The organism is Phyllobacterium sp. 1468, assembly GCF_031455525.1.
GTDB lineage: Bacteria > Pseudomonadota > Alphaproteobacteria > Rhizobiales > Rhizobiaceae > Phyllobacterium.
On sequence record NZ_JAVDSX010000004.1, the window covers coordinates 204,484 to 218,520 of the forward strand.

General features: G+C 57.8%; 15 protein-coding genes. 8 read left to right on the plus strand and 7 right to left on the minus strand.

What is annotated here, in order from left to right:
• Position 1 precedes the first annotated feature (1 nt).
• Entirely contained in the window at positions 2–667 is a 666-nt protein-coding gene (locus tag J2X72_RS12975; RefSeq protein ID WP_310072524.1) for a hypothetical protein, read from the plus strand.
• Positions 668–827: 160 nt separating this feature from the next.
• Here the strand turns inward: J2X72_RS12975 and J2X72_RS12980 are convergent, their stop codons facing one another.
• The 5 genes from J2X72_RS12980 to J2X72_RS13000 form a co-directional block, all read right to left on the minus strand.
• Positions 828–1,712: an alpha/beta hydrolase gene (locus J2X72_RS12980; protein WP_310072526.1), complete on the minus strand. Its 885-nt coding sequence runs from the start codon at positions 1,710–1,712 to the stop codon at positions 828–830.
• A 4-nt stretch (positions 1,713–1,716) separates the two neighbouring features.
• A complete protein-coding gene (locus J2X72_RS12985; RefSeq protein WP_405044705.1) occupies positions 1,717–3,837 on the minus strand; it encodes a lytic transglycosylase domain-containing protein in 2,121 nt (706 codons plus the stop codon).
• Between the two features lie 1,177 nt (positions 3,838–5,014).
• A complete protein-coding gene (locus tag J2X72_RS12990) occupies positions 5,015–6,208 on the minus strand; it encodes a calcium-binding protein (protein WP_310072528.1) in 1,194 nt (397 codons plus the stop codon).
• Between the two features lie 411 nt (positions 6,209–6,619).
• Entirely contained in the window at positions 6,620–7,609 is a 990-nt protein-coding gene (locus J2X72_RS12995) for a calcium-binding protein (protein ID WP_405044719.1), read from the minus strand.
• The gene (locus tag J2X72_RS13000; RefSeq protein ID WP_310072533.1) at positions 7,525–7,896 is read right to left on the minus strand and encodes a hypothetical protein; all 372 of its coding nucleotides are present in this window, start codon (positions 7,894–7,896) and stop codon (positions 7,525–7,527) included. Before J2X72_RS13000 ends, J2X72_RS12995 begins: the two co-directional genes overlap by 85 nt.
• 986 nt (positions 7,897–8,882) lie before the next feature.
• Here J2X72_RS13000 and J2X72_RS13005 point away from each other — a divergent pair.
• The 6 genes from J2X72_RS13005 to smpB all read left to right on the plus strand — a co-directional run bounded on the left by J2X72_RS13005 (position 8,883) and on the right by smpB (position 11,950).
• The gene (locus J2X72_RS13005; protein ID WP_310072535.1) at positions 8,883–9,278 is read left to right on the plus strand and encodes a hypothetical protein; all 396 of its coding nucleotides are present in this window, start codon (positions 8,883–8,885) and stop codon (positions 9,276–9,278) included.
• The gene (locus J2X72_RS13010; RefSeq protein WP_310072537.1) at positions 9,269–9,649 is read left to right on the plus strand and encodes a hypothetical protein; all 381 of its coding nucleotides are present in this window, start codon (positions 9,269–9,271) and stop codon (positions 9,647–9,649) included. The genes J2X72_RS13005 and J2X72_RS13010 overlap by 10 nt, the downstream gene beginning before the upstream one ends.
• Before the next feature lie 66 nt (positions 9,650–9,715).
• On the plus strand, positions 9,716–9,841 hold the full coding sequence (locus J2X72_RS13015; protein ID WP_310072539.1) for a hypothetical protein: 126 nt from the start codon (positions 9,716–9,718) through the stop codon (positions 9,839–9,841).
• A 490-nt stretch (positions 9,842–10,331) separates the two neighbouring features.
• Positions 10,332–10,532, plus strand: coding sequence for a hypothetical protein (locus J2X72_RS13020; RefSeq protein ID WP_310072541.1), 201 nt, complete (start codon positions 10,332–10,334; stop codon positions 10,530–10,532).
• 23 nt (positions 10,533–10,555) lie between these two features.
• Positions 10,556–11,437: a 4-hydroxy-tetrahydrodipicolinate synthase gene (gene dapA, locus J2X72_RS13025; protein WP_210001961.1), complete on the plus strand. Its 882-nt coding sequence runs from the start codon at positions 10,556–10,558 to the stop codon at positions 11,435–11,437.
• A 24-nt stretch (positions 11,438–11,461) separates the two neighbouring features.
• Positions 11,462–11,950: an SsrA-binding protein SmpB gene (gene smpB / locus J2X72_RS13030; protein ID WP_210001963.1), complete on the plus strand. Its 489-nt coding sequence runs from the start codon at positions 11,462–11,464 to the stop codon at positions 11,948–11,950.
• A 4-nt stretch (positions 11,951–11,954) separates the two neighbouring features.
• Here smpB and J2X72_RS13035 read toward each other — a convergent pair whose 3' ends face one another.
• Both J2X72_RS13035 and J2X72_RS13040 read right to left on the minus strand, forming a co-directional pair.
• On the minus strand, positions 11,955–12,608 hold the full coding sequence (locus tag J2X72_RS13035) for a uracil-DNA glycosylase (protein WP_210001965.1): 654 nt from the start codon (positions 12,606–12,608) through the stop codon (positions 11,955–11,957).
• A gap of 11 nt (positions 12,609–12,619) precedes the next feature.
• Entirely contained in the window at positions 12,620–13,195 is a 576-nt protein-coding gene (locus tag J2X72_RS13040) for an NYN domain-containing protein (protein WP_210001967.1), read from the minus strand.
• A gap of 299 nt (positions 13,196–13,494) precedes the next feature.
• On the opposite strand from J2X72_RS13040, the gene rpoZ reads away from it, so the two are divergent.
• A complete protein-coding gene (rpoZ, locus tag J2X72_RS13045) occupies positions 13,495–13,893 on the plus strand; it encodes a DNA-directed RNA polymerase subunit omega (protein ID WP_210001968.1) in 399 nt (132 codons plus the stop codon).
• The last annotated feature ends 144 nt before the right edge of the window (positions 13,894–14,037 follow it).

Here is a 14,037-nt window from a genome sequence, read left to right on the forward strand (position 1 = left end):
CATGGTGATGTTCATTTTATCGTCGCTGTTCCTCATTGCCGCCGCCTTTATCATCGGCGCGATTTTGGGCAATGTTTCCAAGAGGTTCTCGGCAAAAAGCGATTCTGTTTCCGAGAGCTCGACGAGGGCAGCCGATGCGCGGCTTGCGTCCCTGTCGCTGCTCGGTAAACCTGCCAATGACGATGTGAAGAAATCTGCCAGAGAAGCCGCCGCCATGATCCCGCCGGCGGAACCGGTTCCCGCGCCAGATCCTGCAGGTGCGAGCCGCGGATCAGGACGCAAGACGGCCGCGCCAAAGAAAAACCAGGCAAAGGCCGAGGCGAAAATCGTGCGGAGCCCAAGGCAGGATGACAAGAACCGCCCGGCGTTACTCAAGACTGCACGCCGCGGCAAGCCGGACAAGTTGACCGAGATAGATGGTATTGGTGCGGTGATCGAATCGAAACTCTTCGCGGCCGGCATTTTCCATTACGACCAGATCGCCGGCTGGACTCCGGACGAAGCCGCCTGGGTCAGCGAGGAAATCGGCTTTCCCGGTCGCGCTCATCGCGAGGGCTGGGTCAAGCAGGCCGCCGGCTTGGTGAAGCCTGCGGCGAAGGCAAAGCCCAAGGCCGCGCCGAAAAAAGCTGCACCGAAGCCGGTGCGTGGTTCGACTGGCTCATCATGAGGCAAGCAGGGTACTGCAACGACAATCACCAACGTTGCAGAATTTCACTCCCTGCAGTCAATTTGCCCCCCTCATAGTGAGCTTCTATACGGTGAGCCTGTCGAACCGCGAACCACGAACAGCAGCATGGCCGGGCAACAGGAGCTCCAGGACCGGGTACTTAGACCGCCCTTAAATCCACACCAGCCACAAACGCTGCGATCAGCTCGGGCAGACGCCCGGTTTCCAGCATCGGCGCGTGGCCCTGACCGGCCACGTTGATCACCTGCAACGCTGGATGTCTGCGCGTCATTTCCTCGACCGTTTCCCGTGCCAGTAGCGGCGTGTTTTCCCCGCGGATGACCAGCAGCGGCAGTTCGGCCAATAGATCGAACTGTACCCATAGATCCGGCAATTTCTGCGTGAAATCAATACCTTGCAGCGTTTTCACGAGGTTCGGGTCGTAGTCCGGGCGGATAGTTCCATCGATCTCGCGGTAGATGGCATGGGCAAAGCGCACCCAGTCCGCATCCCTCAAAGCCGGAAATGCGGCCCCATGCACGGCGCGCTGGATCTGCGCCGCTTCCGTCCAGCTCTTCGGCAGCCGCGGGTTGTTCAGGTACTGGCTGATCTGCAACAATCCGGCTGGCCCGATCTCCGGGCCGATATCGTTGAAGATCACGCCGGCAAGGAGCTGCGGCGCAATCGCTGCGAGGATGTGGATAATCAGCCCGCCGCGCGACGTGCCGAGAAACACCGCGCGATCGATCCCGAGCACGCCGAGCCCGGCAATCACATCGCCTGCTTCAGTGCCTATATTATAATGCGTGAAATCGGGATCGTAGGCCGATCGCCCGCGCCCGCGATAATCGAAGCTGATCACGCGCCGCGGTGTCTCCGGATGCTGCGAAAGTGCCAGTGCCAGTTCATGGAAATCCCGGGCGTTGCGCGTCAGGCCGGGCAGGCACACCAGCGGCAGGCTGTCCGTCGCGCGCGCCGGTTCGTACACCCGCGCGTAAAGCTTCAACCCATCCGGCGCATCGTAGAATATCTCGCGAAAATCCAAGCGATCAGCCGCGCCGTCCGGCGGTCAGATCGCTTTCGATCTGCGCCTTGCCGGTAAGCCGCGCCTTATAGACCTCGTAGTTCTCCATCACCCGCTGCACGTAGTTGCGTGTCTCCGTATAGGGAATGCGCTCGATCCAATCGACGACCTCGTCGAGCGGCTTGCCGCGCGGATCGCCATATTTCGCCACCCACTCATTGGCGCGGGTCGGGCCGGCATTGTAGCCGGCAAAGGTAAGCACATACGAACCGTCGAACTTCGAGATCTGCTCGCCAAGGAATTTCGCGCCGAGTGTCGCATTGTAGGCGGCGTCGGTCGTCAGCCGGTCCTTCGAATAGCTCATGCCGGCGCGGGTGGCGACGCCCTTGGCCGTTCCAGGCAGAAGCTGCAGCAGGCCGCGCGCCCCGGCGCTGGATACGGCGGCCGGGTTGAACTCGCTCTCCTGCCGGGCGATGGCATAGGCGAGGGCCGTGCCCGAGCCGGAGATATTGGCGTTGCCCGGAATGGCGCCGATCGGATGCGACAGCGCGCCGACGTCGATACCGCGCTGGGCCGCAGCCTTGCCGACGCGCAGGGCGACGTAATGATTGCCCTTGCGCTCGGCCATCACCGCCAAAAGCGCGAGTTCGCCGGGACTGTCGAGTTCCTGTGCAAGGCTCGTATAAAGCATCGCCGCGCGCGAATCGTAACCCGTATCCTCGAGCCGCTGGATCGCCCGCACCGCCTCGCGCTGCGCAAAGCGTGTCCGTTCGGCGTCCGTCGGCTTGGGGTAGGGCAGTTGCAAGCCGGATTGCCCGAGCTTCGCGGCCGCAAGCTGCCCGTAGAACGTCGTGCCATAGCGGGATGCCCGGGTGTAATAGTCGCCCGCGCTGCCCGCGCTGCCGGCTTCCGCCGCGCGTCCGAGCCAGTAATAGGCGCGCGAAGCCGACATTGGCTTCGATGAAATCTCGGCGATCCGGGCAAAATGCTTCTGCGCCGTTTTCGCATCGTTGAGCGCCCGCAGCGCCACCCAACCCGCGTGAAATTCCGCATCCGCCGCAACCGCAGGCGTCTCGGCGCTGTGCGAGGCGGCAACGCGATAGGCGCGCTTGGCATCGCCAATATCCAGAAGCTCGCGCGACAACACCCGGCGCTCGGTCCACCACGCATCCGGGTCGACCAGCGAAGCCGCATCGCGCGGTGCTGCGGCCATCGTGTCCGCCGCTTCCTTGTATTTCTCCTGCCGCCGCAAATATTGCGCCTTGGCGAAGATATAGGCGGCGTTCTGCGCCCAGGAACCATCCACCTGCGCCAGCTTCCTGCCCGCATCGGGGGCTTTCTGCAGCACGGCGGCAAAGGCCTGATACAGCGAAGTCGCACCGGCAAGCTTGGCGACGCGCCCGGCGGATTTCACCTTGCCCTCATAGAGCATGGTCAGCATGCGCGTCAGATGGTCCTCGCGCGAAATCACCCCGGCAAACTCCTTGAGGATCATGGCTTCCTGATTGTCATCGAGCTTCTTCGTCCGCCAGAACGGCCCGAGGATTTGCCGTGCGGCGCGCTGGTTGCCGCTGGCCACATAGGCGCGGGCGAGGATGATCACGCCTTCGGTCGTCTGCGGCGCGGTGTTGCCAAAGGAACTTATGACCACCGAAGGCGCCGGATTTTCCTTGAAAAGCGCCCGTTCGGAATTGCTGCGGAAGGTTGCCATGCCCGGCCAGCCCGGCAGTTCTGCGGCGGCCTGCGCAATCTCGGAACTCGGCACACCCGGCGCATTGGAAAGGCCGATGGCCCAGGTCAGGATATGCCGGTCGAGCGCCTGCGAAGGCAGGCCGTTGCGAATGCCGATCGCCCGCCGCACGTCTCCCGAAGCGATGGCATCGAGCCCGCTCTTCAGGGTCCCGGCGATGGCGGTAGGCCTGGACGGCTGGGCGATGCCCGCCGTCGTCACCGGGTCCGGATGCATCGCCGCCTGAATGGCCGGGCTGACCCGCGTTTGCGTTGAGGCGAAAGGCTTCAGCGTAGGGATAGGGATCGCCGCCGAAGGCACAGGATTTTGGGCGTAGGAAGGCAGCGCACTCAATCCCGCTGGCAGCGCAACGGTGAGGCCAAGAAGAACATGACGCAAAACAGAAGTTCTCAGCATTAAACGACCAGTTATTTTAAAGCGGATCGGCGACTTCTTTGAGAATGCAGCTTGATGAGGCAACTGGTGCGGTTTTCGTGGACCGGAGCGCAGTGGACATTTTCGTCCATGAGCACCGAAGCGGAGAAAATCGCATCAGATGTCCATCAGGGTGCATTCGCATGAAATCGCTTGGGGGCCCCTGATCCGAAGACAATAGCATAATAATGGCGGACCTATGAAAGCACTCTTAACAAAGCGTTAGCCGGAAGCGTGGGATTTGAAGGGTAACGGCTTTGTGACGGTGTAGACTTGCGGGAGCAGCTTCCTCACAGTGTCAGTCATAGGGGCTTCGTTGGCGAGGGGCGTGGTTCGTCGTTCGACAGGCTCAGGATGAAGAAGCCCACCATGAGGGTGGTTGGGTGCTGCAAGGTTAATCACCAACGTTTGAGCCATCCCGGCATCAAGCTCCTCTGCAATCAACCCACCACCCTCATGGTGAGCTTGTCGAACCACGCACATGGCGGTTTTGCCAAGGCTACTTGAGCGCTTTGAGCGATTGATGGGGTTTGGCGTATGGGGAGGGAATTGCGGAGGAGGCGGCGTGGACTGATCCGCGCTGCCCCCTTCCGTGTCATCCGATCGTCGACCTCTCCGTCATCAAGACAGGGACGGGACCTGCGCCCGAGCGATCGCCCTTCATCCACCACGGAATACAGGGTGACCGGGCAACCTGATCAGCGGCGCCCGGCGGAAATGCAGTGTCGATGTTCTCGTGCGTGGTTCTGATACCTTCAAAGTATGAAATCTTGCGCGGTGAGAGGAGAAGCCAAATTCAACATATGGATTTTCATGTCGGCAAAGCCATTGCCGCCTCCACCGCAATTCCCTCCCCGAGGACGCGCAACCCCAGGAATCGCTCAAAGCGCTCAGGTAGGCTTGGCAAAACCGCCATGTGCGTGGTTCGACAAGCTCACCATGAGGGGTGTGGTTTGATTGCAGAGGCGCTTGATGCTGGGATGGCTCAAACGTTGATGATTAATCTTGCAGCACTCGACCGCCCTCATGGTGAGCTTCTTCATCGTGAGCCCGTCGAACGACGAACCACGCACATGGAATCGATGCAACTGGTGAGCACCCGATCGGAGGCGCCCGGTGGAATGCAGCGTCGATGTTCTCGTACGTCGTTCTCATGCCTTCAAAGTATGAAATCTTGCGCGGTGAGAGGAGAAGCCAAATCCAACATATGGATTCGCATGTCGGAAGAGCCATTGCCGTCGACATCCGCGGTGAGCTCCCCCGCGTCGTAACGCAGCGACGCGATCCCGCCTCCACTAAAATTGCCGTTGCCTACGAATGTGAATGCCTGGTCCCCAGCCATCCGCGAGACATCGATCTTGTCTCCTTCTGCGTGCGAAAAGTCGTAGATGCTGTCTTGAAGAAAGCCAAACTCATCTACAAATGGGCTGTCGCTGGCAAGTGAGTAAACGAAAAAATCGGCACCATTACCGCCGATCAATTGATCTCCGTCTCTGTTGCCGAAAATAAGGTCATTCCCGTCGCCGCCATTGATGGTGTCATTGCCAACCTGCCCGAAAATCATATTGTCACCGGCATTGCCCGTGAGGAAGTCATTGAACTGCGATCCGGCGATGTTTTCAAAGCCGCTGAGGACGACATCTCCGCCCGCACCGACCCCGGATACCGACGCGCCGCCAGAAGCATTAAGCGTTACCACGACACTGGTGAATGCCGTCGAATAGCCCAGCGTGTCGATGCCGGCCCCTCCCGTCAGCGTGTCGGCACCGCTGACGCCTTCGATATAATCATTGCCGTCGCCGCCATTGATGGTGTCATTGCCGCCCAGCCCGAAAATCATATTGTCGCCGGCATTGCCGGTGAGGGTATCGCCGAAATCGGACCCGACGATGTTTTCGAAACCGGAAATGACATCGGCTCCGGCGGCGCCGGTGACAAGATTGGTGAGAAGGTTGACATTGACGGCGCCTGTGGCGCTCGCATAACCCACCGTGTCGATGCCGGCGCCGCCGCTCAGCGTATCAACTCCGCCGCCGCCTTCGATATAGTCGTTACCGTTGCCGCCATTGAGGATGTTGATGCCATTGCTGCCATAGATCTGGTCGCTGCCGTCCCCGCCATTTGCGGTGCCGGTGAGGAGGTCGATCCCAAACGTGATACGGTCATTGCCGCCCATGCCGTTGACGACGAGACCGGCACCGATGTTGGTAATCTTGATATCGTCATTGCCCGCGGTGCCGTTGCCGAGCAGCGGGTTGGTGACGGGCCGGTTCCACGGTCCGTCGTAAATTCCAAGTTGCGTGAAAATTGAATGGTCGAGCGCCATGATGGCTTCCCCCGAGACGGGCTGCATGGGCCGGTATCCACCCCAGGGGCCTGTTACCCTGCAGTCAACGGCGCGCAGTCTGCGCCTTTAGGCGTATGGAAACAATAGAATTGCTTAGGCATGGTGCAAACACGCAAAAAATGAGGGCCCATCTAATGCTTACGGGTGAGTAGCTGACAGGGGGGCCTACGGCGATACCTCCAAAGACGTAGCCTGTTCGGTCTATTCCCCAAGCGTGACGTTTCCTGCCGGCCGCGCCGGACACCCACGCCAGCACGGCCATCCGCAATCCTTTCCGCCGCATTCTTGGCCATGCTCGTGCCCGGGTTAAACGCAACCCGAGAATGACGAAGTGCGGGTTAGTCCCCCAAGATGAGGTGGGCCACCGGGCACCCTGTCGGTGCCCGGTGGAAATGCAGTGGCATTGCCCTTTGCGGCCTACAGGATGAAATCACCCACCACTTGCGGAGCGCCGTTTGCAAATTGGATCGTCAGATCCGCCACGCCGTCGCCATTGACATCGCCTTCGATGCTATTATCGCCGGCATTGAAACGCAGCTGGCCGGCGGTATTGTCGAACGCTGTATTGCCGATAAAATTAAAGGCCTGGTCACCGGCAGCGCTCGTATTGGCATCGATCAGCTGCAGGTCGATCTTGTCGCCCTGCCGCTCCGAGAAATCCTCGATGGTGTCGACTGTCCCGTTAATACCGCCGAGCGCCGTGGAGTCGCTGGTGGCCAGATAACGGAACGTGTCCGCGCCGCCTTTGCCGGTGAGGTCATCGAAGCCACCGCCGCCCGTGATGACATTGTTATCGTCACCACCCACGATGAGGTCGGCCCACATGCTGCCGATGACGTTCTCGATGTTGTTGATGAACATCAGTGTCGGGTCGGGGATGTCGGCGACCTGGCCGTGGAACTCGTTGAGAAAGATCTGGACGTCCTCGAAGCCGCTGAGATCGAGCGTGTCGATGCCGTCGCCGCCATCGATGCTGAGCGAGGTATGCGTTGTCGGGGGGGTGAGATGCCCGAGCACCAGCCTGTCGTTGCCATCGCCGCCGTAGAGAGCGCCGCTGCCGTTGCCGGCGACGAGCACATCATCGCCGCCGTTGCCAGAAAGAATGTCATCGCCGTCGAGCCCGATAAGGACATTGTTGCCGGCATTGCCGGTGATCGTGTCGTTGAAATTGGTCCCGACGATATTCTCAAAATTGTTGGAGACGACATCGCCATTGGAGACCCGCTGGCCATTGCCATTGATGACCTTGACATCGATATTGCCGAGTGCATTCAGCTGGCTCATGTCGATGACGACGGGGCTGCCGGTGAAGTCTGCATAACTCAGCGTGTCGATGCCGGCGCCGCCGGACATGATGTCGCTGCCGAGGCCGCCCTGGATAAAGTCGTTGCCGTTGCCGCCATTGATGACGTCGACACCGTTATTTCCATAATCTGGTCGCTGCCATCGCCGCCATTGACGGTGGTAAGGATATTGGCGTTACTGCCGTCGATGGAGATTCGGTCGTTGCCGCCCAGGCCGTTGACGACGAGGCCGGCGACAATGTTGGTGATGTGAATATCGTCATTGCCCGCGGTGCCGTTGCCGAGCAGCGGGTTGGTGACGGGCCGGTTCCACGGTCCGTCGTAAATTCCAAGTTGCGTGAAAATTGAATGGTCGAGCGCCATGATGGCTTCCCCCGAAACGGGCTGCATGGGCCGGTATCCACCCCAGGGGCCAGTTACCCTGCAGTCAACGGCGCGCAGTCTGCGCCTTTAGGCGTATTGAAGCAAATAGAATTGCTTAGGGATTCAGCAATTAGCAACAAATGGAAAGCCTATGTAATCCTTACGTATAAGCGGACAGCAACCGCACGATAAGGGGGAAACTCGAAAGAGCTAGCTCGTTCGGTCTATAGGACTATGCCTTCCGTCGCTGCTGGCCGCGCCGGACATCCACGCCAGCACGATCTCCGCAATTCTTTCCGCCGGCCTGTTTGCCTTGCCATGGCGTTTCCTGATCCACGCCAGAAACTGACCAATCTGGTTATCTTGGCCATATCCGACACCTCACCCATGGAAGCGCAAACGGCGATAGAAATTCCTGCGCTTGAAGTAAGACGGGCGGCTTTGCGCGATCATAAACGGGCATGGCTGATAATCAGCGAATACAATTAGGATGTGGCCGAGCGGTCTTATCATTTTGATTCCGGCCAAGAGCCGCAGGGCCGTATCAGCGATAAATTTCTACTCGAAATTCAGCGCGCTTTGCGTCCTCTGCTGCACTCGCCCCGAGGCAGGATTGATCGGACCAGTTGAGATAATTGACGGAACTTTGCTGTTCCTGTGGGCTATATGAAAGGAATGGTCGTCGTGAGAATTAACGTTTACAATTTTTCCTTGTCGCCTAAGGCTACCGTTGCCATCGAAGCGCGGAAGTTGCCTTGTAACTAGCCGTGCTTACCAAACAGTGATAGCCTGATCGCGTTGGTCACAATCTGCATGTCCTGCTCGGTTGCCTGAAGCTTGGGAGATATCTGCGGCTGTTATGCTCCAATGAGGAGCGGACCGCAACCTCGTGGAAAGAAGGCTGGCGGTGCACGCTCTGCAGCTGTCACTTTTGGATACGCCATTTTGAGGAAGCCAGATGTAGCGCGAAGTACATGGCTCAACCGAGCAATCTGAGAGGGCAAGGGAGAGGAATGTTCGATTTCAAGTTTCTCAACCGTAGGGTGTCGCTCAACCGGGCCGTCGAGGTTGGTTGGACGCTTGACTCCGCCAAGGCTACCTTCATTTGGGAAGCCCCGAGCCGACTCGACCGAGAGGAGAAACGTACCTCGCACGCTAAGAGCGTCTCATTCTGCCCCGCGGTGATCGATCACGAAGCGCGAATTTTTCAAGTGAATTGCCCGGTCGACGTCCAGATCTGCCTCGAAATCGATCCGAAAACCAACCAGCTAAGACTGCGCAGCACGGCGGGCGAAATGTCCTCGATCCGGCCGAAGGCGCTCTCGGAACTGATCGCGCTCAATGCTCCCAGCGAATGGCGCCATCCGAAACGGCCATTTTGCAGATTCGCAGTCCATACGTGTTTGTAGCGGACGAGCTCGTCTATATGATGCAGTTGCCTGCCTTCAATTATTATCCCACGACGCGCTTGCCGGGCCTGATGATAGGCGGCCGTTTGCCGATACACATCTGGCCGCGCCCGATAATGTGGGCGTTCGAATGGCACGACACTAGTCAGGAGCTGGTACTGAAGCGTGGCGAGCCATGGTTCTATGTTCGCTTCGAATTTCAGGAGCCGACGCGACCGGTCCGGATGGTCGAGGCTGACATGACACCGCAACTGCGTGAGTACATACAGGGGCTGTCGGATGTGACCAACTATGTCAGCCGGACGTTTTCGCTGTTTGGAATCGCCAGGTCGCGGCGGCCAAAGACATTGCTCGTCGAAAAGCGGCGATAGGGAATCGAACGGGACGGTAGACGACGCAGGCGTTGCCTTCATTCATCAAAATGTCCAAGACAGCTCATGCGCACTGTGCAGTTGTTGAAGAAGCCCGGCGACGAGATTGGTGATCTTGATATCGTCATTGCCCGCGGTGCCGTTGCCGAGCAGCGGATTGGTGTGACGGGCCGGTTCCACGGTCCATCGTAAATGCCAAGTTGTGTGAAGTTGAATGGTCGAGCGCCATGATGGCTTCCCCCGAGACGGATTGCATGGGCCGGTATCCGCCCCACGGGCCAGTTACCCTGCAATCAACGGCGCAGAGTGTGCTCCCTCACCTTACGGTCGCAACAGAATTGCTTAGGGATTCCGCAGTACACAATAAAGGTAACGCGTGTGTAGTTCTTGCGGGTTAGGGGGATGACGAACTCAGCCATAGACGACACACCAAAAGAGCTAGCCTACTCGGTCTAGTGGACTATGCACCCCGTTCCAAGAGGGAGTTGCCTTCCCCGATTGATGAGGTTCCGCCCCCTTGAGTCTGGTTCATATCGGATGGCTTCTCGGGCTTGCCCGATCACCCATTTCATATGAACCGGCGCTTAATTGAACGGTCGTTTCTTTAATTTTCGCTTGAATTTGGGTTGGGAGGCGGAAATTGGCATGTTCGCGGCGCCCGCTTCCCGTTCCGGGTGCGTAAATGACACGCCTTCATCCCGAACTCACACAACAATCGGCGATTCTCATGCAAGAAACCGCGATTCTGGCGCAAGAATTTCAATCGGCGCGAGAATTTTGGTTGTTACAAGTTGATGATTTCCATCACCAAAAGGAACTTGTAACCAAAAGCCCGCGCGACTATGGTGCGCCACCTCGTGACCGGACAGGGTCGCGGGGCTGATCACTGTTATTTCGGAGTTTCCCATGCTGAAAGGCTCAATCACCGCTCTCGTCACGCCCTTCGATCAGGACGGCGCGTTCGACGAGAAAGCCTTTCGTGGCTTCGTTTCCTGGCAAATAGACAATGGAACCAATGGGTTGGTCCCCGTTGGCACCACTGGCGAGTCTCCGACGCTGTCCCATGCGGAACACAAGCGCGTCGTCGAGGTTTGCATCGAGGAAGCTGCCGGACGCGTGCCGGTGATTGCCGGCGCGGGCTCCAACAATACGCGCGAAGCCATTGAATTGGCTGAGTTTTCCGAGAAAGCCGGTGCCGACGCCATTCTGGTCGTTACGCCCTATTACAACAAGCCGAGCCAGCGTGGCCTCTACGCCCATTACGCGGCGATCGCCGAAGCGGTGTCGCTGCCGATCATCATCTATAACATTCCGGGCCGGTCGATCATCGACATGACCCCGGAGACGATGGGCAAACTTGCAAATGATTTCAAGAACATAGCGGGTGTCAAAGACGCGACAGGCAAGATCGAACGCGTGTCGGAACAGCGCATCACCTGCGGCAAGGATTTCATCCAGCTCTCCGGCGAGGACGCCACGGCGCTCGGCTTCAACGCCCATGGCGGCCATGGCTGCATCTCGGTGACGTCCAACGTCGCGCCGCGGCTTTGCGCGGAGTTTCAGGCGGCGACGCTCGCCGGTGACTATGATAAGGCATTGTTATTGCAAGATAAGTTGATGCCTTTGCATAAGGCGCTGTTTCTTGAGCCCAACCCGTCCGGGCCAAAATACGCGTTGGCGAAGCTTGGCAAAATGCAGAACGCGCTCCGTTCGCCGATGGTGCAGGTCGAGGCTCATACCGCCGATCGTATCGATCAGGCAATGCGGCATGCCGGTCTGGTCAACTAAGGGTCGGAATCCCATATAAATTGCATGAACAAGCCAAAAACCGCCTCAAAACCCATCACGGTTCGCAAAATCATTGCGGAAAACCGTAAAGCGCGCTTCAATTTCGAGATTCTCGACACGCTGGAGGCTGGCATCGTCCTGCAGGGCACCGAGGTCAAGTCGTTGCGCCGCAACCAGTCGAATATTGCCGAGAGCTATGCGAGTTTCGAGAATGGCGAGTTCTGGCTGATCAACTCGTATATTCCGGAGTATCTGCAGGCCAACCGCTTCAACCACGAGCCCCGGCGCCATCGTAAGCTATTGATTTCTAAAAGGGAAATGTCGCGGCTGGCGCAGTCCGTGGATCGTGAGGGAATGACGGTCGTGCCGCTGAAACTCTACTTCAACGACCAGGGCCGCGCCAAGCTGGAGATCGCCGTTGCGCGTGGCAAGAAGCTGCACGACAAGCGCGAAACCGAAAAGCAGCGCGACTGGAACCGCGAGAAATCACGGCTGCTCAGGGATCGCGGCTAGGTTTTTATCCAGCGATTCCATCGAGATAGCGCCTGACCTGTGCAAACACACCCTTGAACATTTCCGTCGTCAACCGGCCGGTATTGGTGTTGTAGCGCGAGCAGTGATAGCTCGAAAAGATCCGGATTTTGCCGATGTCCGACTGCCCGCCATGGCTGAAGGGAAACTTGGCTACGGGCTCGCCAAACGCCCGGATCGTCGATTGGTGCGCGATGGTTCCGAGCGTGACAATGGCACGCAAATTGACGAATTGTTCGATGGTCGGGGTCAAAAACCGCCGGCAATTGCTGATTTCGCCGCCAACCGGCTTGTTTTCCGGCGGAACGCAGCGAACCGCATTGGTGATGGCCGCATCGATCAGCTGCAGGCCATCGTCGGGACGCGCTGCGAACGTGCCGCGCGAAAAGCCGAATTCATTCAACGTGTTATAGAGGAGATCGCCCGCATAGTCGCCGGTGAAGGGCCGGCCCGTACGGTTGGCGCCGCGCAGGCCGGGCGCTAGTCCGACGATCAGCAACCTGACCGGTTGAACGCCTTCGACGGGGAGGAAGGTCGGTACAGGCGCATTGTGCCAGCCCGGCTCTTTCACCCGCCACTCGGCGATGAAATCATGCAGGCGTACACATATGGGGCAATCGGGGGAGGGTTCGACGCTCAACCCCGTTGCGATCAATAATCGACCTGTTCTTCTTCAACCCGCGGCCGCGGCGACCGTTCGGATGGTTCACGCCCGATCTCGGCCCGCAGCGATGTCAGATCGATGAAGTGATCGGCTTGGCGGCGCAATTCGTCCGAAATCATCGGCGGCTGTGTCGACAGCGTCGAAACGACGCTAACCTTGCGGCCTTTGCGCTGCAGCGCCTCGACCAGCGAACGGAAATCGCCGTCGCCGGAAAAGATAACGAAATGATCAACCGTATCAGTAAGTTGCATGGCATCGACAGCAAGTTCGATATCCATATTGCCCTTGATCTTGCGGCGGCCCGCAGAATCCGTGAATTCTTTCGCAGGCTTGGTCACGACCTTGTAACCATTATAGTCGAGCCAATCGATCAGCGGCCGGATTGAAGAATACTCTTGGTCTTCGACCAAAGCGGTATAGTAATAAGCGCGCAGCAAATAGCCGCGTTTCTGGAAAGCCGAGAGAAGTTTGCGGTAATCTATATCAAATCCGAGTACCTTGGACGCAGCGTAGAGATTTGCACCATCGATAAACAGGACGATTTTTTCGCGGGGATCAAACATAATAACGTTCCATTTCAAAAATCTGAGCTTCAATTTCAAATCAGCTGGAGAATAACAAAGCCCGATCTGATCTTATACGAAAGTTGAATATTTAATTACGTCGGGTTGCGGCAAAAGCCAAGGCCTTGATTGAAGATTTGTATATGTTTTTGGACATAAGTGCTCAACATTCGGTGAGGTACCGCACCGGATTCGTTCCATGTAGTGCGAACTTTCGGCGCTTTTGCTTGTTTTTTGCGCGCAAGCACGTTATGTCCCCATTAATCCGCTAATTCAGTTAAAAATGAAAGGGGCAGTTTATGGCCCGCGTCACTGTTGAAGATTGCGTTGACAAGGTTGAGAACCGTTTTGAGCTGGTTCTGCTGGCCAGTCACCGCGCGCGCCTGATTTCGCAAGGTGCAGCGATCACCATCGATCGCGATAATGATAAAAATCCGGTGGTTGCTCTACGTGAAATCGCAGAAGAAACGCTTTCGCCCGGTGACCTGAAGGAAGATCTGATTCATTCGCTGCAGAAGCATGTGGAAGTCGATGAGCCCGAAGCAGTCGCTGTGCCGCAGGTTACTGCTGATAGCGATCTGACCGAGACTGTCGAGACCGATGCTGACGACAATGTTTCCTTCGATTCGATGTCGGAAGAAGAATTGTTGGCCGGTATCGAAGGGCTGGTAGCCCCCGAGAAGAGCGACGACTACTAAGAGACCTGTTTAAACGTCTCTACATCAAATCTCTTTTTGATGCGTCGCAGTCTCTGCGGCGCATTATTTTTGTGTGTTGGTAACGCAATAACCATATAGACGGCATAACAATTCTTCTTCGACCAAATTCTGTTTGTGTGTAAC

What these genes read in the sequence shown, in the direction of transcription:
- J2X72_RS12975 (WP_310072524.1), top strand. Translation starts at nt 2, where the DNA reads ATGGTGATGTTCATTTTATCGTCGCTGTTCCTCATTGCCGCCGCCTTT.
- J2X72_RS12985 (WP_405044705.1), bottom strand. Translation starts at nt 3,837, where the DNA reads ATGCTGAGAACTTCTGTTTTGCGTCATGTTCTTCTTGGCCTCACCGTT.
- J2X72_RS12990 (WP_310072528.1), bottom strand. Translation starts at nt 6,208, where the DNA reads ATGCAGCCCGTCTCGGGGGAAGCCATCATGGCGCTCGACCATTCAATT.
- J2X72_RS13000 (WP_310072533.1), bottom strand. Translation starts at nt 7,896, where the DNA reads ATGCAGCCCGTTTCGGGGGAAGCCATCATGGCGCTCGACCATTCAATT.
- J2X72_RS13005 (WP_310072535.1), top strand. Translation starts at nt 8,883, where the DNA reads ATGTTCGATTTCAAGTTTCTCAACCGTAGGGTGTCGCTCAACCGGGCC.
- J2X72_RS13015 (WP_310072539.1), top strand. Translation starts at nt 9,716, where the DNA reads ATGCGCACTGTGCAGTTGTTGAAGAAGCCCGGCGACGAGATTGGTGAT.
- J2X72_RS13020 (WP_310072541.1), top strand. Translation starts at nt 10,332, where the DNA reads ATGACACGCCTTCATCCCGAACTCACACAACAATCGGCGATTCTCATG.
- dapA (WP_210001961.1), top strand. Translation starts at nt 10,556, where the DNA reads ATGCTGAAAGGCTCAATCACCGCTCTCGTCACGCCCTTCGATCAGGAC.
- smpB (WP_210001963.1), top strand. Translation starts at nt 11,462, where the DNA reads ATGAACAAGCCAAAAACCGCCTCAAAACCCATCACGGTTCGCAAAATC.
- J2X72_RS13040 (WP_210001967.1), bottom strand. Translation starts at nt 13,195, where the DNA reads ATGTTTGATCCCCGCGAAAAAATCGTCCTGTTTATCGATGGTGCAAAT.
- rpoZ (WP_210001968.1), top strand. Translation starts at nt 13,495, where the DNA reads ATGGCCCGCGTCACTGTTGAAGATTGCGTTGACAAGGTTGAGAACCGT.